We start from the raw sequence: 20797 nt of genomic DNA, 5'->3' as shown, positions 1-20797 counted from the left end.
GACCGGTACCGGTGAATCAACTCGGCCTCCTCATAGCTGGATTGAGAGCTGTGGCGAGCACGTCCGCCAGCAGGTTGAGCAACACCGTCACGGTGGCGACCAGCATGCCGACGCCCAGGACGACGGGGGCGTCCCGGGTGGCCGTGGCGTTGACCAGCGCTGCCGCCAGCCCGGGGTAGCCGAAGAGCGTCTCGGCCACGAGCGTCCCGCCGAGCAGATAGGCGAGGTAGCGGGCGAGGACGGGGATGGCCGGGACGAGCGCGGCCGGCAGCACCCAGCGCAGCACCACGCGGTGCTCGGGCACGCCGCCGAGCCGAGCCGTCCGCACCGCGTCGGAAGCTGCCGCCTCCGTCACGCCCGCTCGGACCAGACGCACGTTCTGCGCCATGCAGACCGACAGCAGGGTGAGCACCGGCAGCACCAGTATCTGCGGCTGGGACAACGGGCCCTGGCCCGTGGGGGGCACCGACACGGCCGGCAGCCACCCGGCGCCGACGGCGAAGACCTGGACGAGCAGTGTGCCGATGACGAACTCGGGCACGCTGACCAGCGCCAGCGTGGCCGTGGTGACGACACGGTCGGCGCTCCGCCCCGCACGGAGCCCTGCCCACAGGCCGAGCCCGACGGCCGAGGGCACCAGCAGCGCGGCTGCGACAAGGCCCAGCACCAGGGAGTTGCCCGCCCGTTCGGCGATCAGAGCGGAGACCGGCTCGCCGGTGGCGTAGGAGTGGCCCAGGTCACCGTGGAGCGCGCTCCACAGCCAGTCGCCGTACCGCTCCCACGCAGGCCGGTCCAGGCCGAGGTCGTGCCGCAGCTCGGCGATCCGCGCCGGGCTCGCGCTCTGCCCGGCGAGGCGTGCGGCCGCCGCGTCGCCGGGCGCGAGCTGGGTGGCCGCGAAGACCAGCGCCGAGGCGGCGAGCAGCGTTCCGGCGGCGACGCCCACTCGCCGGAGCGCCCACCGCACCATGGATGTCGGACTGTTCACGAGGCGAGGTAGGCGTCACGCAGCGACGGGTAGTCGAAGAAACCGTACGCCTGCACCCCGCGTACGGCCGGTGTCGCGCCCGCCACGGTGGGCACGCGCACGAACACCGCGTCACCGCCGTGCTGGTACAGGTACTGCTGCACGTCGTGCACGGCCTTGGTCCGCTTGTCGCCGACGGCGGTGTGCATGGCGCGCATCAGCCCGTCCAAGGTGCTGTCCGACGGGCCGGTGAAGGGGTAGGACGCCTGCCGGCCGTAGTACGAGTTCAGGGCGAGGGGCAGCGGCAGCGGGTGGTAGAAGCTGGTCTTGATCGGGGCGCCCAGCAGGGACTTCATGTCGGTGTAGAAGTCGGCGGCCGGGACCTTGTCCACGGCGACGTTCAGGCCCGCCTTCCGCCCCTGCTCGACGAAGGCGGTGGCGGCCTCCAGCGGCCCGTACTCGTAGTTGCTGGTACGGATCGACAGCTTCGTACCCTTGAGTCCGCCTGAGGACAGCAGTCGTCGCGCCCGGTCGGGGTCGTACCCGACGCGCCGCAGGGAGCTGTCGTACCAGGACTGGTGGCGGCCCAGGGCGTCGTCGGCGACCTCACCCTTGCCCAGGGTGACTGTGCGGACCATGGCCTCGCGGTCGATGGCGTACCGCACGGCCTCGACGGCCTGGGCATGCGTGAAGGGGTCGGTGGACAGGTTCATGGAGAAGGACAGCTCACCCCACAACTCGCGCGGCGCGGTGGTGATGCGCAGGCGGGGGTTGTTCGTCTCGGACCTGGTGGTGGGCAGGGTGAGCGCGCCCGCGTAGTCGAACTGCCCCGCCTTGAGCCCGTTCAGCCGGGCGTCGGCGTCTGTGACGGACAGCAGCTCGATCTCGTCGAGGTACGGACCGCCCGCACCCCAGTAGTCCTTCCTCGCGGTCAGCAGGCTGCTCCTGCCCCGCGACCACTGCTTGAGCACGAAGGGACCCGAACCCGGCGCCTTCGCGAAGTCCTTCGTACCGTCGGGGAAGACGAACATCGACTGCGCCAGCGCGAGGTCGAAAAAGCCGTCCGCGCTCTTCAGACGCAGTTCGACGGTGCGCTTGTCCCGCGCCCTGGACGCCTTGGCGTCCAGCCCCGCCAGGAAGGCGCTCTGCGTGGTCGGCTGCGAGGCGAAGGTGCGCAGCGAGAACAGGAGGTCGTCGGCGGTGACGGCCTTGCCGTCGCTGAAGGTGACGCCGTCGCGAACGCGCACCGTCCACACCGTGGCGTCGGCGTTGGGCTGGACGGACTCGGCGACGCGCCACACCGGCTTGCTGCCGTCGATCTCGCCGATCGTGTCCCACACGATCCGGGCCCGTACGTAGTCCACCGGCGTCGCTGTCGCCTGCACAACGCTGGCCGACTCCATGCTCGAACCCGTGAAGGCCGCACGAAGCCGTCCGCCGCGCCGCGGCTTGCCGTCGTCCGCGGCGGGCTGCTGACCGCTCCCGCCGTCGCCGCCACAGCCGGTGAGCAGCCCGGCGCCCGCGAGTACGGTCGCCCCTCCCGCGATGCCCTGCAGCACCGCCCTGCGCCCCATGCGCTGATCCCCCACCGTCGTTCCCTTCGCTCGCACCGATCCGGCCAGACGGATGCGTCAGGCCACTGCGCGCAAGCTAACAGGAAACGAAAACGATTTTCAATAAGGTGGGGCAGAGGATCAGCGGATCGCTACGACGACGTAGCTGTCGCCGTACTGCCACACGGCACCGGCACAGCCGAACCCCGCCTGCCGCAGCAGCTCGAGATGCGCGACCAGGGAAAGACCGACGGCGCCGTCGGTCCCCGTAGCGGGTTGCCGGCTCCGGCGTACGGCGAGCAGGTCGGCCAGCTCTGGGTCCGCGGCGGCGGCCGTCCACCAAGAGGCCCAGTCCTCGTGGGCGAAGACCTTCTGCCGTTCGGCACGGCGACGTCCCACATGTCCGGAGATGCCTGCGAGCGCGGCTTCGCCCTGCGGCAGGTGATCTCCGTTGACGAGGACACCGCCGGGTCGCATCAACTCGGAGAGCTGCTGGTAGGTGCGGCGCAGGCCGTCCGGGCTCAGGTAGTGCAGCGCCGTCGTCGACACTGCCGCGTCCAGCAGGCGATCGAGGCCCAGAGACTCCGTCCAGCCCTCCTCACCGATCACCGCGTCGACGTAACGGGCCGCGTCCGGGTGATGGGCGCGGGCCAGTTCGAGCAGCAGCGGATCCCGGTCCACCGCCACGATGTCGACATCCGGCAGTCGCCGAGCCAGCCGGGCGGCCAGCGATCCGGGACCGCAGCCGAGGTCGACGACGAGAGGCCGGCCGGGACTGCCCGCGGCGATGTGCTCCACGACGTCCGCGATCACCGTGAAGCGTTCCTCGCGATCGACGGCATACCGCTGCTGCTGGCGCTCCCAGCGTTCCACCCATCGCTCGGCCGTGGCCAGGCTCAGCCCCATCGGGTCGTTCCACCTCGCTGTCTCGCATCCGCCTCTTCCGATGCCGAGACCCTACTGGTGGAAACGGTTCCCATTACGGGCTCTGGGAGTCCCGTCACCCGAGCGAGTTAAGCACCGACAGCAGCCGGTCGACCTCCTCCAAGGTGTTGTAGAGGTGCAAGCTGACCCGCACCGAGCCGGTCCTCTCCCCTGCGTTTCCCTGGCAGTGGCTGTCGGATCGGACCATGAAGCCGTGACTGAAGAGGACGAAGCCGAGGTCGCCCGAGTCGATGTCGCGGTGACGGAAGGTGACGATGCCCTGGCGTGGCTGCACTGGCGAGTCGGCGGCCAGGCTGGTCTGGCAGCCGAGGATCTCGTAGGCCTCCAGGTGACGCAGTCCATCGGTCAGCCTGGCGGCCAGTGCTACCGTCCACCGCTCGATCCGGTCCGTCCCAGCGGCTTCCAGCCAGTCCAGAGCCGTGGCCAGGGAAGCGATGCCGGCGGTGTTGGGCGTGCCCGACCATCCGCCGGGGGTGAACGCCGGTCCGCGAGCCTGGCGTGCCCAGACGGCCCCGGATCCAGGCAGGGCCATGGCCTTGTGACCGGAGAAGACGATGAAGTCGACGTCGAGTTCGGCCGCGGAAACCGGCAGGTGGCCGATGCTCTGGGCCGCGTCCAGGCAGATGACGGCGTCGGGGCCGAGCGCCCGGCGGACGCGGTGGATGTTCATGTTGCCGCCGTAGACGTGGTGGACGTGCGTGGCGGCGACGAATCTGGTGCGCGGCCCGGAGAGGGACGCCAGCGCCGTGTGGTCGTAGTCGCCCGATGCCCGCTGGTACGGCATCGGCAGCACGCGGACGTGTACGCCTTGGCGAGCCAGCTGCTGCCGTACCTCCAGCCAGGGCTCGATGTTGGCCTGGTGGTCGGCGACCGGGATCACGATCTCGTCACCGTCGGCGAGGAGTTGGGGGAGCCAATCGCGTGCGATGGTGCGCAGGCCCTCGGTGGCGCCGCTGGTGAAGTGCACGGCCGACTGCTCCGGGTCCGGGTCGTCGAGGAACTGCTTGACGCGGTCGCGCGTCTCCTCGACCAGTGCCGTGGTCCTGTTGGCCCAGGGGTACGTGCCGCGCCCGGCGTTGGCGTTGGCCGTGGTGAGGTATGTCTGGACGGCGTCGAGTACGGCCTTTGGCTTCTGGGCGGTGGCCGCGCTGTCCAGGTAGGCCAGTTCCGGGTGCCCGGTGATGATGGGGAATTGGGCGCGGAGGGCTCGCTGCCACTCTCCCAGCTCCTCTATGGCTGCGACTGCCTGAGTGTGGCTTTTGGATGCCGTCATAGTCGTCGCTTCGTTTCGCAGTTCAGTCCCGCACCAGGGGTGCGCCTGCGTCCCGCCACGCGACGATGCCGCCGGCCAGGCTGCGGACATCGTGATGGCCCATGCGGGTCAGCAGGGCGGCGTACCGCGCGGACTTCTCGCCGACCGGGCAGACCAGCAGAACCGGTCGGCTGCGACTGAAGGGCAGGCCGCCACGCAGGAGTTCCTCGAACAGCTCGTCGACGATGTTGACCGAGCCGTCGATGTGCAGAGCGGCGTAGGCGAAGGAGCTGCGCAGGTCCACCACGAGGGGCTGACCGGTGCCGATCCAGGCCCGGGCCTCCGTGACGCCGGCAGACGGGGCCTGGCGTATCTCGGAGTCGGTCAGGTCTGCGGGCGAGTTCGCGCGGCGGGGACGGCCGAAGAGGTCGGGGCGCCGTTCGCGGACGTAGCCGACGTAGCTCTCGACGCGGTCGCAGACGATGAAGACCGCTGACTGCCGCTCGGCCGGTTCGGAGTCCAGGTCGCGCAGTTGGCGAACGGCACCGAAGTACGCGGCGCCTCCCGTGGGTCCCGCCAGGATGCCGCACCGACGGTTGAGGGTCAGCATGCCCTCGATCGCCTCGTCGGAGCTCACCGCTTCGATCGAGTCGTACGTACCGGGATCGAACAGGCCCACCTGGTGAGCCTCGTCGATGGTGCGGATGCCGGGGATGAAGTCGGACTTGTCCGCGACCAGTCCGACGACCCGCACGGCAGGATCGTGCTCGCGCAGCACCCGGGCGACGCCCGAGGAGGAACCGGCCGTACCGACACAGGCGATGAACCAGTCCGGGGCACGGCCGTCCAGGTCCTTGACGATCTCCGGGCCGGTGCCCGCCAGATGGGCCTCGGTGTTGCGCGGGTTGAAGTACTGGTCGGTGTGCAGGTAGGCACTGCCCGGCTCGGACAGCGTCCGGTGGAAGAGGGTCAGCGGATCATCGGTGGCGGTCGGGTCGAGACACTCGCTCTGACCTGGTAGCTCCTCGATCTCCGCGCCGAGCAACAGCAGCAGGTCCTTGATCTCGGGGACCCGCATCCGGTTGGTGACGCTCTTGAAGGTCAACCCGTGCATGCCCGCGAGGACGGCCAGGGCCTTGGCGGTGTTGCCGCTGGACAGCTCGACGACCTGGCTGCCGTGCTCGGCCGCGGCGGCCAGGTGCGGGCGCGCCATGTTCCAGGCGGCCCGGTCCTTGACCGATCCGAACGGGTTGAGCAGCTCCAGCTTGGCGTACAGGTCGATATGCGAAAGGCCGTGCACGTCCGGGTCGATGCGCACCAGCGGAGTGTTGCCGATGGCTTCTGTGATGCTGTCGTACCTCACTGTGCTCCCCCCACAGATATCGGCCAGTACTGATCATCCAGGCACCACCGCCACGAGCCGCCCTCCTGCCAGGCGGCGATCTTGCGGGCGACGGGCTGGTTCTGGGCGCGCGTGGCGTGGAAGTCCATGCCGTAGCCGGCGGTGTTGGCGAAGGCCATGAGGTCTCCCGGCTCGGGGCGGCGGGGCAGGAAGACCGTGCGGCGCGTGATCAGGTCGCTCTCCAGGCACAGACTGCCGAACAGATGGACCGCGACGGGTTCGACAGCGGAGCCGGAGCGTTCGGCGCCCCGTGGCACGACGATCGGGTCCATGAGTACCCCGTGCTCTTCCAGAGCCACGTCGTCGGCCTTCGCCGCCAGCCGTACGAGAAGGGCTCCGCCGTCCCGCGGGGTGCGCACCTCCAATACCCTCGCCAGGGTCAGCCCGCACTGGTCGAGCAGCGCTCGTCCGGGTTCGGCGTACAGGTCGTACAGGTGCTCCAGCAGGAGTTCGGCCAGTGGGCGGCCACCGAAGGCAGGGGCCGGGTGCGTCAGCAGCTCGTCGAGGTACCGGGTCCCTGCCGCCGGCCGGTACGCGGGATAGAGGCTGAGCGTTCCGCGGAGCGTGCCGGACTCGTTGCGCAGGCCGTAGCCGTGCCCGCCCCAGGTCAAGGGCGACCGGGTGCCCAGGACCGCACCGGTGAGTTCGGTCGTGTACCGCTCCCACTGCTCGCCGTCGGCAAGGTAGTTCACCCCGAACCCCCCGCCGACGTCCACCGCCCGCGGGCGCAGCCCCCGGCTTCTGCATTCCTCCAGCGCAAGAAGGCAGCCTTCGAGTGCGGTCGCCTTCTCGGTGACGCTCGTCGTGTCCAGGTGGTACGCCACCCCTGTCAGGTCGACCGCGTCGCCGTACCGCTCGATCATGTCCAGCAGAGCTGCCAACTCCCTGACGGGCGTCCCGAAACGGCTGCGCCGGCTCAGCACCCGCACACCGGCCGCCTCGAATCCGGAAAGCCGCAGCAGCACGCGGACTCGCGGCAGCGTGTACTTGCGCACCAGCGCGGCGAGTTGCTCCAACTCCTCCGGGGAGTCGACGCCGACGGTGACCGAAGTGCGAGCGGCCAGCCACAGGAACTCCGGGTTCTTCGGTCCGGTGGCCATGATCCGGTCGGGCGCGAAGCCGGCACCGAGCGCACGCTGGAGTTCACCCAGCGACGCGACGTCGACTCCGGCGTCGGTCGCGGCCAGCCGCCGCAGCACGGCATGGGACTGGTTGGCCTTGTGGGCAAAGAACACCTGGCCGGACAGGTGACGCCTGCCGCAGGTCGACCGAAAATCATCGACGTTTTCCACGACTTGATCGGGAATGACGACATGCAGCGGAGAGCCGAGGGCGTCCGTGAGCATGTGCAACCATCCGGGCGACTCCAGGACGGAGCGCAGACGCCGCCCCAGCCGCGGTTCGAGATACAAGGGCTGCCCGCCCATACATGGCCCCTCCCCCAACAGGCCGCGCCCAACTTTCCCGGCTCGGCCTACCACTCCCCGCGGTGCGCCATACGACACCCTTCCCACCCACCGTCGGGTTATTCCGTGTACGTCCGCAAGTGGGCGGTACGTCGACGAGTTGCCCTTGAACCAGCCCAGCCAGTAGTCATGGAAATCATGTTCAACTAGTGTGGTCGTAGATCAGCACGAGCAGCGCGGGGAGGGCACGCGTCATGGACGACTCGCCGACCAGGGGGCGTCCGCCGTCCTGGCGGTCGACCCGGCAGCGGGCAGCGGTGCTGCGCGCCCTGCGCGACTCCCCCGACTTCGTCTCCGCGAATGATCTGCACGCAGGGCTGACCGCAAGCGGCGCCAACGTCGGTCTGACCACCGTGTACCGGACGCTGCGGATGCTGGAGCGGACCGGCCACGTCGACGTCGTGCGGGAACGGACCGGAGAGCGCCTCTATCGGCCACGCCCCGCCGACGGCCACCGCCACTATCTCGTCTGCCGCCGCTGCGGCCTCAGCCGCCCCGTGGACTCGGAGACCGTCGAGCACTGGGCCGACAGCGTGGCCGCGGCGACCGGATTCACCGAGGTCGAGCACACCTTGGAGCTCACCGGCGTCTGCGGCCACTGTCGATCACAGCCGGTCCCGCCGCAGCGGTAGCCCGTATGTCAATCCTCGGCAACGATTGTCATATCGATCGAATCAGGCCATGGTTTTGACATTCATTTCCATCTAGCGTGGTGCCTGCACCCGAACCACTCGGACTCGCACCACTGTCTCGCGCGGACTCGCGCAACAAGCCGTCGTGGAGGAACCATGCCCGCGTCCCCGTCCCGCCGCCTCGCCCTGCTGGTGGGCGCCTCCCTGGCCCTCGTGGCCGGTTGCGGCAACTCCTCGGACTCCAAGAACGACGGGAGCGCCTCGCAGACCGCTGCCGCCTCGTCCAAGGTCACGGTGGTCACCTCGACCAACGTGTACGGCGACATCGTCGAGCAGATAGGCGGCGGCAAGGTCGACGTCACGTCGATCATCAGCGACCCCGACCAGGACCCGCACTCGTACGAGGCCAACACCCAGAATCAGCTGGCCCTCTCCAAGGCTAAGCTCGTGATCGAGAACGGCGGCGGCTACGACGACTTCATCGACCGGATGCTCAAGGGCAGCAACTCTTCCGCCGAGGTGATCAACGCCGTCAAGATCTCGGGCAAGACCGCCCCGAAGGGCGGCGAGCTCAACGAGCACGTCTGGTACGACTTCCCCACCGTCGCCAAGATCGCCGACGGTATAGCCGCGGCCCTGGGCAAGGCCGATCCTGCCGACGCGGCCACCTTCACCAAGAACGCCGAGACCTTCAAGGCGAAGCTCAAGCCGCTTCAGGCCAAGGAAGCGCAGATCAAGAAGGACCACGGCGCCGAGGCGATCGCCATCACCGAGCCCGTGCCGCTGTACATGACCGAGGCGAGCGGCCTGGTCAACAAGACCCCGGCGGAGTTCAGCGAGGCCATCGAGGAGGGCGACGACGTCTCCCCGAAGGTCCTCCAGCAGACCCTGGCGCTGTTCACCGGCAAGCAGGTCAAGGCACTGGTCTACAACGCGCAGACCTCCGGCCCGCAGACCGAGAAGGCCGAGAACGCGGCCAGGACGGCCGGCCTCCCCGTCGTCCCCGTCACCGAGACCCTGCCCAAGGGCAAGGACTACGTTGGGTGGATGACCTCGAATGTCGACGCGCTCGCGAGCGCGCTGGCCAAGTGAGGCGACCGGAGGTGGCCTCCGTACCCCGGGCCCGCGAAAGCAGGAAGGACAGCCGCGTCGTCAGCACCGGCACCGACCCGCTGATCAGTCTCAGTGGCGCCGCAGTGTCCTACGGCACGCGGACGGTGTGGCGCGATCTGGACCTGGACGTACGGCCCGGGGAATTCCTCGCCGTACTCGGGCCGAATGGATCAGGCAAGACGAGCCTGGTGAAAGCCCTGTTGGGTCGGCAGCCGCTGTCGGCCGGGACGCTGAGCGTCCTCGGCCGCCCTCCCCGGGACGCCGGTCGGCACATCGGTTACGTCCCCCAGCAGGCGGCGCTGTCCGCGCAGGCGATGCTGCGCGCCCGCGGCCTCGTGCGCTTCGGCATCGACGGCCACCGCTTCGGCCCCCGGCTGCGCAGCAGCGCCGTCCGCCACCGGGTCGACGAGATCCTCGAGCAGGTCGGGGCCTCGGCCTACGCCGACGTCCCCCTCGGCCAGCTGTCCGGCGGCGAGCGCCAGCGCGTACGCATCGCCCAGGCCCTGGCCACGGACCCGCGCATCCTGCTCTGCGACGAACCGCTGCTCTCCCTCGACCTGAACCACCAGCGGGCCGTCACCGAACTGATCGACGCCCGCCGCCGCTCCCACGACACGGCCGTGGTGTTCGTGACCCACGAGATCAACCCGATCCTCGACCTGGTCGACCGAGTGCTGTACCTGGCGCCGGGCGGCCACCGGGTCGGCACGCCGGAGGAGGTCCTGACCTCCGAGTCCCTCTCCCGGCTGTACGGCACGCACATCGACGTCGTCCGCGTCCACGGCCGGATCGTGGTGGTCGGCACGCCCGACGAACCGCCCGCCCAGCCTCACCACACCGACGAACTCCACCACCCCGACGGAGCCCGCCCATGACGTCCGCCGACGGGATCTGGCAGCAGATCTTCAGCTTCGACAACTACGGCGAACTACTGGCCCTGGTCCGCAACTCCCTCATAGCCGGCGCCGCACTCGGCCTGATCGGCGGCCTGGCCGGGGTCTTCGTCATCATGCGCGACCTCCCCTTCGCCGTGCACGGCATCAGCGAACTTTCCTTCGCGGGCGCCTCGGCCGCGCTGCTGCTGGAGATGAACGTCGTGGCGGGCTCGATCGTGGGCTCGCTCGTCGCGGCCGGCGCAATCGGCGTCCTCGGAGCGCGGGCCCGGGACCGAAACTCGGCCATCGGCATCCTCATGCCGTTCGGCCTGGGACTCGGGGTCCTCTTCCTCGCGCTCTACAAGGGCCGGGCAGCCAACAAGTTCGGCCTGCTCACCGGGCAGATCGTCGCCGTCGACACCCCACAGATGACGTGGCTGCTCGGCACCTCGGCAGTTGTACTGGTCGCCCTCGTGGCGATGTGGCGACCGCTGACCTTCGCCAGCGCCGACCCGGACGTCGCCGAGGCACGCGGCGTCCCTGTGCGCTCACTCTCCTTCGCGTTCATGGTCGTGCTCGGCCTCGCCGTCGCCCTGTCCGTACAGGTCGTCGGCGCCCTGCTGGTCCTCACCCTCGTCGTCACCCCGGCCGCTGCCGCCGCCCGCATCACCGCCTCCCCCGTCCTCCTGCCCCTGCTCAGCACCGTCTTCGCGGTGGTCTCGATCGAGGGCGGCATCCTCCTCGCCCTGGGCAGCAGCATCCCCATCAGCCCCTACGTCACGACGATCTCCTTCACGATCTACGTCGTCTGCCGTCTGGCCGGCAGGTACCGCTCCCGACGACGGGGGGCCAGGAGGACGGCGCCGCAGCCTGCCTGAGCGGCGGCAGGTGGCCCTGCCGGTCCGGAGCGCGATTCCGACTACGGCCGCTGGGCAGCGTCGCCTCCGTTCGCCCAGGCACGCGGCGCGGGCGCAGACTTGAAGGGGGCCGTCACTCACTTGCGACGGAAGGAGCCTCTCATGCATCCCCTCGCCCTCGCCGGCGCCGCAGCCGGGCGTCTGGCCCACTACGCAGCCTCCGGAGTGGTGGGTGGCCTGATCATCCGTGGTGTCACGAAACGCGCCCCCGATGGACAGCCGGCACTGCGGAAAGCGCTCGTCGGGGGAATCGCCCGGGGCATGGTCGCCGGCCGCTGGCTGGCATCCGCCGCCGAGGAGGCCCGGCTCAAGGCCGGTGACATGGTCGCGGAAGCCCGGACCACGCTCGGTGAGGAGGCACCGCCGCCCTCCGCCGTGAGCGTCGAGGGACACGATCACGGACACGAGCACTGATCATGTCCAGCGTGCTCGTACGCTCGGTCGCCGCAGGCCGGGCCCGACTGGTCGTTCCGTGGGTGAGGGACCGCCCCGGCAGCGCGGGACTGGTCGACGAGCGACTGATGGGAATCAGAGGCTTCAGGGCGCTGCGGATCTTCCCGCGCACCGGAAGCGTCGTGGTCTGGATGGCGCCGGACCTCCTCGATGTCGACGGGCTCGTGGACGCGCTCGAAGAGCCCCCTCCCGAGACGGCGCCCCCCAAGCCGACCCGGTCCACGCCCGACTCGTCCACCGGCGAGCTGGCCCGGCTGGTCGTCGGCGGCGCGGTCCTCGCGGTCGTGGCGGTGCGGCGCCTGCTCGGCCGGCCACGGATCACATTCGGCTCGTCCGGCTTCCTGGGTGTCGTCACTGTCTTCACCGGCCTGCCCTTCTTCCGGGGAGCACTGCGCTCGCTGCGCAGCGGAAGCCATCCGGGAACGGACACCCTGGTCACCGCGGCGACCGTCATCTCACTCGTCCTGCGGGAGAACGTCGTAGCCCTCACCGTCCTGTGGCTGCTCAACATCGGCGAGTTCCTGCAGACCTTGACCCTCCGCCGCACCCGGCGCGCCATCGCGGAGCTGCTCACCATCGGTGAGGAGCGCGTCTGGCTCGTACGCGAGGACGGCGTCGAGGTGGAGGTGGCACTCGAGGACGTCGCACGGGAGGACGTCGTCGCGGTGTACGAACACCACCGCGTCCCGGTCGACGGACATGTCGTCTCCGGCGAGGCCCTGGTGGACCAGGCGGCCATCACCGGGGAGGCCCTGCCCATCTACGCCCGGCAAGGCACCCACGTCTACGCCGGGACCATCGTGACCTCCGGCTCGCTCACCGTTCGAGCCGCCTCTGTCGGCAGGGACACCACCGTGGGCCGGATCATCAGCCGGGTCGAAGAGGCCCAGACCGACCGGGCCCCGATCCAGACCGTCGCGGCCCGCTTCACCCGCCGCTTCGTCCCTGTCTCCTTCGCTCTCGCCGCTTTGACCTACGCCGTCACCCGCGACGCACGCCGTGCCATGACCATGCTCCTCATCGCCTGCCCCTGCGCCGCCGGCCTGGCAACACCGACCGCTATCAGCGCCGCCATCGGAAACGGAGCGCGCCGCGGCACCCTCATCAAGGGCGGCACCTATCTGGAGGGGATCGGCCGCGTCACCGCAGTCGTCTTCGACAAGACCGGGACGCTCACCTTGGGACGCCCCCTGGTCACCAGCGTGGTGACCCTCAGCGACCGCGTCACGGCCGACGAGGTGTTGAGCCTGGCAGCGTCCGGGGAGCTGCACGCCCGGCACCCGCTCGCCCAGGCGATCGTCGCACGCACCGAGGAACAGCGCCTGCACGTGCCCATCCACCAAGCCTGTGAAGTCGTCCTGGGCATGGGTATGCGCGCCGAACTCGACGGCACCCGGCTCCTGGTGGGCAGCCCCGCCCTGCTGCGCCAGCACGGCGTCCAACTCACCGACGAGGCGCAAGGCTGGACCGAACAACTCCGCCGAGGGGGCGAAACCGTCATCTGCCTCGCCCACGACGACGACCTGATCGGCATGCTCGGGGTCTCCGACGCCGTACGCTCCGGGGCGGGAACCGTCATCCAGCAGCTGCGCGACCTCGGCGTCTCGCGACTGGTGCTGCTCACCGGAGACGCACCCGAGACCGCTCAGGTCGTCGCCGACACCCTCGGCATCACCGAGGTCCACGCCCACGCCCTCCCCGAGGGCAAACTCCAGCTGATCCGCGACCTGCAGAGCGAGGGCCACATCGTCGCCATGGTCGGCGACGGCACCAACGACGCCCCCGCCCTCGCCCTCGCCGACGTCGGCATCAGCATGGGTGAACATTCCTCCCACGTGGCCTTGGAGACGGCTGACATCGCCCTCGCCGGCAACGACTTGCGCCAGGTGGCCGCCGTCGTCGAACTCAGCCGCCACACCCTGCGCGTGGTCCGCCAGAACTACGGCCTCGCCATCGGCGTCAACCTCCTCGGCCTCCTCGCCGGCGCGGGTGGATCCATGAACCCCGTACTCGCGGCCCTCCTCCACAACACGAGCAGCATCGCGGTCGTCGGCAACTCGGCCCGACTGGTCAATCACACACCGCACCTTCCCCGGGCGACCGATGGGGAAGTAACGGCGGCCCCGCTGGAAGACCGTCGGGTGCGTTGACGCCTGCATGGTCGCAAGGCTTTTTCGTGGTCTCTCCCGTGTACCGCAGCGTGTACCGCACCACGCCCCGGCTGATCCAGTCCTGGGCGGACACCAAAGCATCCTCATTCCGGCTGGGACTCAAAGCAGCAGTTCCGGACGTACAGCTCGGCTGGTTCGACTTCGATATCGCGGGCCAGGCCACCCTGGGCGCACGTGGCACCCCGGCCCAGTGGAGTGTCCGGTCAGGTCACGCGTCTACAAGCCCAGCCGGGGGCGACGGGACCGGCCGCGCCGTTCGGCCCGCGCTCGGCTTGATCGCCCGCTCATCGGAGCTGTTGAGCCAGAACGCGGCCAGCAGACGGGCAGCCTCGCAGGTGATGGTCCCGACCTTGAGCAGTTGGCCAAAGATGTGCGATGCCTTGGCTTCCGCCTCGTGTTTGCGTTGCGCCAACTGATGGTGCACCGCGGCATCGCCAAACGCCTTCGGCACCCGGCTCAGGTTCAGATGAGCGCGCCCGTCCGGGTCGAAGTCGAACCAGTGGAACTCCAGGTCTTTGGCCCTTCCTAAAGGCTGTCCCGTAACCACGGCCCATCCCCGCGGGGCGGGGCACTCCGCGCTCCCGGGGCTACCCGAAGATGACCTCGACGTCCTGATCCACGCAGAACCGCAGGACGGTGATCAACTGCCTGACGTCTTCGATGCGCCGTCGGATGACAGGGTCGCTGTCGTCAGACTGCCGCTGGTCGAGAATCGCTTCCAGCCGGGGCAGCATGGCCGCGCATTGAGCTGGCGTCAGGTCGGGGCCGCCGTCGTCTGGATGGTTGAGCAGTGGCGCCAGCGCGGTGGAGACACTGCGCCACTGGCGCTCTCCGCCGAACCCGTTCACCTGTGCGGCGGGGCTTCGGGGTGGTTGACCTCTTCTTTTGTCGCTCTGCTGGCTGTGTCTTCTTGGGGGTACGCACGTCGTGGCGGGGTGCGGGACGGGTGTTTTTCCGGCCCGCTGGTCGTCCGGGACCGGGGCGGGTGGGTTTCGGTGCTCTGGCCGGGCAGGCGGTCTGCGGGCGGATGTGCCGGAAGTCGCGGCGGACACGCGCGGGAGTGAGCCTGTCCGGGGAACTGGGTTGTTCCCAGGGGCGGCGCCGGTCGGCTGCGAGGGGGCGGGCGAGACGCAGTTGGGTGTAGGCGGCGAGGATTAGCCAGGTCCAGCGGTCGGCGGCCTCGGGTGTGCGGATCTTGGGGGAGGTCCAGCCGAGGGTCTGTTTGAACAGGCGGAAGGTGTGCTCGATGTCGAAGCGTCGCAGGTAGGCCTGCCAGAGACGGTCGGCATCTGCCGCGGTGGCGGCGGTGCCCGACCACCACAGCCAGACCGGCTTCGGTGTTGCTCCACTGGGCAGGTGGCCGATGTCCAGGCGGATCACCGTCCCCTCGACGACCGGCAGGGTGCCGTCGGCGGTGGCCCAGGAAGAGCGGTGGGTGAGCCTGGGGTGCAACCGGTCCCAGGAGCGGGCTCTGGCGGTGCCGTAAAGACGTGTGTCGGTGACGGTTTCGGTGTCCGGGACGCCCCAGGTGTCGGGCTGCCCGAAGACGAATTCGCCGCCGTGCCTGGGTGGGCGGCCCATCGTGTGTGGCTGGCGGGGTGGGACAGCCCGGCGCATGACCCGGTCTGAGCGTATCCGGGCGAGCACCTGGACCGGCAGGTCTTTGAGCAGGAAGGCAAGACGGGGTGCGTCGTATCCGGCGTCCGCGATGACGAGGACGTCGGGGTCGCCCTCCTGCCACTGCCCGGCGCTGATCAGCCGGTGGAGCAGGTCACGCAGCTGTCGGGCGGTGACAGTGGCGTTGTCGTCCCCGGGGGCCAGGCGAAGCGCGTCCAAAGGCGCGGTCCAGGAACTGCGACCCGGCTCAAGCGCGCAGATGATCGAGTACGGCCAGCCGAGGACAGGGATGTGCTGGTCTTTGCCCCGGCCGTAGGTGTGACACAGGATCCGCTGCGGTGAGGTGTGCGCATCGGGGCGTAGCCAGCAGGTGATGTCGATGGCCAGGACCAGCCGGCCGTCGGCAGCCCGCGGCAGTGGCACCGCGGCCAGGGCCCGCCGCAGCTGGCCGGTGTCGACTCTGCCACGGGCGAGGGCGGCGTAGAGGCCGCCATGACCGCGGCGGTGTTCGCCCACCAGCGACAGTTCGGCCAGGGACCTCACCGGTCCGTCGCCGCACAGAACGGCGTCAGTCAGCTCGAACAATGCATCCGAACGAGCGGTGAGACAGGAGTAGAACTCGCCCCGAAAGCATGACAGTTCAGCCAACGCCTCTTGTTGGGCATCGTGATGCAGCAGACTCATCTTCGCGGCCTTCGTGCTGGACATGTGTGTTCCTTGGTCGGAGCACATGTTCAGACGAAGGCCGCTTTGGCGTACGGCGGTTACCGAACCGAGTGATCAAGTTCGAGGCACCATTCGACACCGGCCGTTAAAGATCAAGTTAGAACAGCGCAGGGAAGACAAACTGCATGACGAGCCGAACGCGTCACGCATGCACGCACAGTCACCTTCACGGTGATGCTTCACCGGAGCGCTCCGGTGAAGCTTCGTCTCACGGCTCTGGGCAGAGGCCCGCCAAGGATGCCCCGGCAGGGCCTCGATCTATCACCGGCCCTGTCACAGACGCCCCTATAACGCGGGTGTGCGGGCAACCGGTCTGACCAGGTTGAATACCTCGCGGGCTGCGTATCGCTTGAGGCATCGGATGATCTCGCGTCGGGTCTTGCCTTCCTGGGTGCGGCGTTCGTAGTACGCCTGGGTGCGCCGATCGTGGCGCAGCCGGGTGAACACGATGCGGTGCAGGGCCGCGTTCGCCTGGCGGTCGCCGCCGTAGTTGAGCCGACGCGTACTCCGACGGCCAGAGGAATACTCGACGGGGCTGACTCCGCAAAGGGCAGCAAAGGACGCCTCGGTGTTCAGTCGTTCGGGGTTGTCTCCCATGGTGATCAGGAGAGTGACGGCGCTGTCCGGGCCGATGCCCACGGGTTCGAGCAGCTGTGGGGCGTGGCGTTCGACGAGCCGGGTCAGGCGCTGGTTCAGCTCATTGATCTGTCCGGTGAGCTGTTCGATGCGTTCGGCGAGCATGCGCAAGGTCATGTGGGTCGCCTGGGCCACCGCGTCCTCGTCTCCCCCACCGTCGTGCGGGGCGAGGCGTGCGCAGGTGCGGAACAGCTCGGCATTGCCCAAGCTCGACAACCGTTCCCGCAGGGCGGGGTCGGCAATGACCAGGACGGCCTTGGGCTGGTTGATCGCCTGGGTACGGGCCTTGACCGCGGAGTCCTTGGCGAGTTTGTAGATCCGGGCACCGTGCACGGGACCGTCGCCGGACTTGGCCTGAGCCCGGACACGACCGCTGAGCACAGCCCGCGCGGCGGCCTGAGCGTCGAGCGGGTCCGACTTGCCCAGCAGTCGGCGGGCCGAGCGGTCGGGCCGGTTCACTTCGAGTACCTGGATCTGCTGGGCCATTAGGTAGCGTGACAGGCCCGCACCGAAGGTGCCGGTTCCCTCCACACCGGCCCTACGTACGGTCCCCCGCTTACGGGCCCATACGAGCAGTTGCCGGTAGCCGGCCGCCGTCGCCGGAAAGGACTCCGTTCCCAAGATCTTCCCGAGCGGGGAGATCACGGCGGCGACATGCACCTCTCCGTGCGTGTCCACGCCCAGGACGACCTCGCGCCGAACGGGAGGGTCCGTGCTCGAGGAGGTGCTGCGCTGTCGGCTCGTCATGATGGTTCGCCTCTCCCGTGGTGACGTGCTGTTGGATGGATGGCACCGGCCCGCTCGGGCGGTCTGAACCGTGATGGCGCCTGGAAGTCGGCAAAGCCCCTATAGGGACACGCCCCGTGGCTCGGTGGCAGGCAGCGTCCCGCAACGGCAGTCGACAGGTCCGTGACTGGACACGTCGGTCATAGATCTCATGAGTCAGACCCCCGCCCGGGACGGCACTGCGCAACCGTCCCATTGGCCCCGGCACACCGGCACGAACCGATCACAGTCGCATTGCTTCGAACGAACCGGCGCTCAACCTGGCTTTGACGGGCTGACGCTGTGTTGACGACGCGTCCATTCGTGACCGGCATTGACGAACGGCTAGTGGCCCTGCGGAGCATCACCGCGCGCGGGGTCGACTCGCCCGACGCCGTTCACCCCGGTGCCCCGCTTCTGGTCCCACCAGCACGGCGTACGCATCCAGTCCGCCAGCATGCCCGGCCTGGGTACCGACATGACGATCCTCGACGGCGACCCGGCCAAGCGGCGCATGGGGGTACACCCGCCCAGGCCCCGACGGCGCCCCGGTTCTGGTCGGCGCTGTCGCCCTCGACTCCCCCGCACCCTGCTCGCCTACCACGACCGGATCGGCCAACCCCTTGGCACCGTGCCGAGCCGCCGTCGGGCCGCCTGAAGGTGTCGGACAGCACACCCAGTGCGACTACGAGCGAGCCCAGAATCGCGAGACACGGGCCAAGCGCCGCCGACGCCCCTGTCGCCCCACGCAGGCCCGAGCAGCCGTACGCCACCGGCTCCGCCCTCGTCGTTGAACATGACCCCGCCTGCCTGAAGTACGACGGTCGCAGCTACCGGCTCATCATGCGCCGCCTGCTGCGGAACACCGGCAATGAGCCGGTGACCCGCTACCTGATCCGCAGTAGCGCCGACTGCCACCCCGGCGACCTCGAGTAGTCCAACGCTCACTACCGTGCCCAACCGCTGACTGATTCGCTGCCCGGGATGAGCAGATCGGCACCGTCCCCGGGTGGGTCAATGCTCGGCTTCGGCTTCTGCGGCCACGTCGCGGATGCCACGCGGCCGTCCGGCCTTGACCCACAGCCGGTACAGCACCCCGGCGATCACCACAGCCGCGACCAGGGACGCAATGGGCTCGCCGCGCGAGAGGTTGACGACAAGCACGAAGCCAACGGCTACCGCCCCGACCAGGTTCACCAGGGCATGGCCAGGCTTCCCCTCTCGCAGCGAGAAGCGAGCCATCGCGATCAGGCCGGCAAGGAAAGCCATGAACACCGACACGGCGTAGAACAGGACCAGCCGCTGGTCGTCGCCCCCAGCGGCGGTGATCACCACGGCGGAGACCGCCAGGAAAAGCAGGACACCCCAGTAGGGGGTGTGGTGCTTGTTGGTCCGTCCCCAGAGAGCCGGGAGGATCCCGGCGTCAGCGCCGTCCGGACGGTGGTGGCGGGAAAGCGCCTTGAGCAAACCCGGGCCCGCGGCGAACGACGACGAGGCGGCCGAGAGCAACAGCAGCGCGGTCAGCAGCTGGAAGGCGGCGTAGAGCGGACCGGAAGCGGCGGCGTGCGCCAAGTCTGCGATCTGGGTGCTGTCCGGGGCCGGGATCCCGATCCTGAGATGCACGGCTTCGGCGGTGAGCCCGAGGGTGAGGCCGCCGACGATGAGCAGGGTCAGCCACAGGGTGATGCGGCCGAAGCGGCGGCGCCCGGCGTCATCGAGCTGACCGAGCTGGGCGATCGCGGACGAGGGGGCCTCGACGCCGGTGGCGAGCGCCATCGCGACAGGGAAGGCCACGGCGACGGCCAGGGGCGCCCAGTGTCCCGCATGATGGGTGATCGCCCCAGCGGGGTGGACCGGAGCGGCAAGGCCCCCGGCCAGCACCGCGACCGACACGGCTATGAAGACGAGGGTCATCAGCGCGAACACGGCACGGCCCAGGTGTCCGAACCAGGTCAGCCCCGCCACGAACGCCGTCAGACAGAGCGCGATCGGGATCCGCCACGGGGCGGCGCCGGATGCGTAGGCGATGATCGCGGACGATCCGGCGGCGGAACTGATGGCGATGGTCAGCACGAAGTCGACGATCAGAGCACCGATCGGCACGAACGCCCACGCTTCGCCGAACGCTTCACCGGCGGCCGCCGCGGCACCGCCACCCTGGGGGTAGCGGGCCACCAACTGGTGGTAATTGACGATGACCAGCGCGATGAGGGCGACGACCAAGCCCATGGTCGGCAGCAGCAGGTCCAGGTCGCCGTGCAGGGCCCGCAGCGCGGCCTCGATCGCGTAGGCGACTGAGGACACCGGGTCGGCCATCACCGCGAACGCGAACGCGAGCAACAGCACCGGGCGGGCGTGCAACAGCGCCCTCCACCGCGCGACCGGGGTGGTCGGCCCGGCTGTGACGACCGGGGGTGGGGCGGTTGTGCTGGGGCGGGTGCTTCTCACGGCGGCGACTTCCAGATCGGGGGAACACATGACGGAGTTGCATCACCGACCAGACTTCCCGGCACACCGAGGCGAGACTCTACGTCAAAGCTCCGACAGCAAGACGTCAAGAAGCCGTTAAAACCAGCCCCGAACCCGCATTCGCGGGACATCACGCCTCAGGGCTCTTGATCATGCGCCTGCCGGGCGCCCACCGCATGCGCGGCCCCGACGGCGATCTCCTGCCTGATCTGCAGGACCCTGCCTCTGCTCCTTACAGAGCCGAGGCGACGGGCAGGTCGAGGCCGCGGGCTGCGACGAGACGTGCGGTCCCGTCGGCCAGGCTGTAGCACAGGGCCACCGCAGCGGCCTGCCCGTCGGCCACCCGCTGGGCCAGGAGGCGGGAGCGGTCCAGCAACAGGTCGACGGTGTGCTTTATGTGCTCCGCGAGGATCTCGTCGGCACTCACGCGTCCGGCGGCCCGCGCCGCCAGCACGCTGGGAGTGACACGCTCGACGACGTCCCGGATGTAGCCGGCCGGCGCCATACCGTTCTCAGGAGTCGTGGCCGAGGACCACGACCAGGGGCAGTCCAGCACCTCGACGCCGTACTCGATGCTGCCGATCACTTCCGGACCCATGACGTGGCCGGCCGTGCGCACCACGAAGAGATCACCCAGACCGCGATCGAAGATGATCTCGGCCGCCAGGCGGGAGTCGGAGCACCCGAACAGCACGGCGAACGGACGCTGCGACGGAGCGACCTCGGTGCGGCGGGTGGCGTCCTGGTTCGGGTGCTCCGGGGCACCCGCGATGAACCGCTGGTTGCCGCCGGGCTCCCCAGCCCGGCACGAACTGTTCATGGTGTGTGGGGACTTGCGCAG

The 20797-nt window shown here is 69.5% G+C and carries 15 protein-coding genes and 2 pseudogenes; 6 read left to right on the top strand and 11 right to left on the bottom strand.

The window, feature by feature from the left end; genetic code table 11:
• Positions 1–16: 16 nt before the first annotated feature.
• The 6 genes from ACZ3ZD_RS22435 to ACZ3ZD_RS22410 form a co-directional block, all read right to left on the bottom strand.
• Positions 17–985, bottom strand: a complete 969-nt coding sequence (locus ACZ3ZD_RS22435; RefSeq protein WP_467400040.1) for an ABC transporter permease — start codon at positions 983–985, stop codon at positions 17–19.
• Entirely contained in the window at positions 982–2538 is a 1557-nt protein-coding gene (locus ACZ3ZD_RS22430) for an ABC transporter substrate-binding protein (RefSeq protein WP_467400037.1), read from the bottom strand. The genes ACZ3ZD_RS22435 and ACZ3ZD_RS22430 overlap by 4 nt, the downstream gene beginning before the upstream one ends.
• Before the next feature lie 120 nt (positions 2539–2658).
• Positions 2659–3423: a class I SAM-dependent methyltransferase gene (locus tag ACZ3ZD_RS22425; RefSeq protein ID WP_467400035.1), complete on the bottom strand. Its 765-nt coding sequence runs from the start codon at positions 3421–3423 to the stop codon at positions 2659–2661.
• Positions 3424–3517: 94 nt separating this feature from the next.
• Positions 3518–4735 carry an aminotransferase class V-fold PLP-dependent enzyme gene (locus ACZ3ZD_RS22420; protein WP_467400033.1) on the bottom strand — a complete coding sequence of 406 codons (1218 nt, stop codon included), beginning with the start codon at positions 4733–4735 and terminating at the stop codon, positions 3518–3520.
• A gap of 22 nt (positions 4736–4757) precedes the next feature.
• Complete coding sequence (locus ACZ3ZD_RS22415; RefSeq protein ID WP_467400030.1) at positions 4758–6077, bottom strand: pyridoxal-phosphate dependent enzyme; 1320 nt, start codon at positions 6075–6077, stop codon at positions 4758–4760.
• Complete coding sequence (locus ACZ3ZD_RS22410; RefSeq protein WP_467400028.1) at positions 6074–7543, bottom strand: Y4yA family PLP-dependent enzyme; 1470 nt, start codon at positions 7541–7543, stop codon at positions 6074–6076. Before ACZ3ZD_RS22410 ends, ACZ3ZD_RS22415 begins: the two co-directional genes overlap by 4 nt.
• Before the next feature lie 233 nt (positions 7544–7776).
• Between ACZ3ZD_RS22410 and ACZ3ZD_RS22405 the strand changes: the two genes are divergently transcribed.
• The 6 genes from ACZ3ZD_RS22405 (at position 7777) to ACZ3ZD_RS22380 (ending at position 13722) form a co-directional block, all read left to right on the top strand.
• On the top strand, positions 7777–8214 hold the full coding sequence (locus ACZ3ZD_RS22405) for a Fur family transcriptional regulator (RefSeq protein WP_467400025.1): 438 nt from the start codon (positions 7777–7779) through the stop codon (positions 8212–8214).
• A 156-nt stretch (positions 8215–8370) separates the two neighbouring features.
• On the top strand, positions 8371–9306 hold the full coding sequence (locus tag ACZ3ZD_RS22400) for a metal ABC transporter solute-binding protein, Zn/Mn family (protein ID WP_467400021.1): 936 nt from the start codon (positions 8371–8373) through the stop codon (positions 9304–9306).
• A gap of 80 nt (positions 9307–9386) precedes the next feature.
• The gene (locus tag ACZ3ZD_RS22395) at positions 9387–10202 is read left to right on the top strand and encodes a metal ABC transporter ATP-binding protein (RefSeq protein WP_467400202.1); all 816 of its coding nucleotides are present in this window, start codon (positions 9387–9389) and stop codon (positions 10200–10202) included.
• Positions 10199–11080, top strand: a complete 882-nt coding sequence (locus tag ACZ3ZD_RS22390; protein WP_467400018.1) for a metal ABC transporter permease — start codon at positions 10199–10201, stop codon at positions 11078–11080. The genes ACZ3ZD_RS22395 and ACZ3ZD_RS22390 overlap by 4 nt, the downstream gene beginning before the upstream one ends.
• A 141-nt stretch (positions 11081–11221) precedes the next feature.
• Positions 11222–11533 carry a DUF1490 family protein gene (locus ACZ3ZD_RS22385; protein WP_467400016.1) on the top strand — a complete coding sequence of 104 codons (312 nt, stop codon included), beginning with the start codon at positions 11222–11224 and terminating at the stop codon, positions 11531–11533.
• A 2-nt stretch (positions 11534–11535) separates the two neighbouring features.
• Positions 11536–13722, top strand: a complete 2187-nt coding sequence (locus ACZ3ZD_RS22380; protein WP_467400014.1) for a heavy metal translocating P-type ATPase — start codon at positions 11536–11538, stop codon at positions 13720–13722.
• 229 nt (positions 13723–13951) lie between these two features.
• On the opposite strand, the gene ACZ3ZD_RS22375 is transcribed toward ACZ3ZD_RS22380, so the two are convergent.
• From ACZ3ZD_RS22375 to ACZ3ZD_RS22355, 5 genes and pseudogenes are all read right to left on the bottom strand, one after another.
• Entirely contained in the window at positions 13952–14290 is a 339-nt protein-coding gene (locus ACZ3ZD_RS22375; protein WP_467400012.1) for a hypothetical protein, read from the bottom strand.
• 299 nt (positions 14291–14589) lie between these two features.
• Positions 14590–16044 (bottom strand): annotated as a pseudogene (locus ACZ3ZD_RS22370) (NF041680 family putative transposase); the annotation flags it as partial.
• A gap of 327 nt (positions 16045–16371) precedes the next feature.
• Entirely contained in the window at positions 16372–17469 is a 1098-nt protein-coding gene (locus tag ACZ3ZD_RS22365) for an IS110 family RNA-guided transposase (protein ID WP_467400011.1), read from the bottom strand.
• A 1032-nt stretch (positions 17470–18501) separates the two neighbouring features.
• Positions 18502–19833 carry an APC family permease gene (locus tag ACZ3ZD_RS22360; RefSeq protein WP_467400009.1) on the bottom strand — a complete coding sequence of 444 codons (1332 nt, stop codon included), beginning with the start codon at positions 19831–19833 and terminating at the stop codon, positions 18502–18504.
• Between the two features lie 355 nt (positions 19834–20188).
• Positions 20189–20776, bottom strand: a pseudogene (locus tag ACZ3ZD_RS22355) (carbonic anhydrase).
• Positions 20777–20797 lie beyond the last annotated feature (21 nt).

This window comes from Streptomyces sp. NPDC023481 (genome assembly GCF_055560195.1).
The sequence above is the reverse complement of the archived record's forward strand: the minus strand, read 5'-3'. Positions and strand labels throughout refer to the sequence as shown.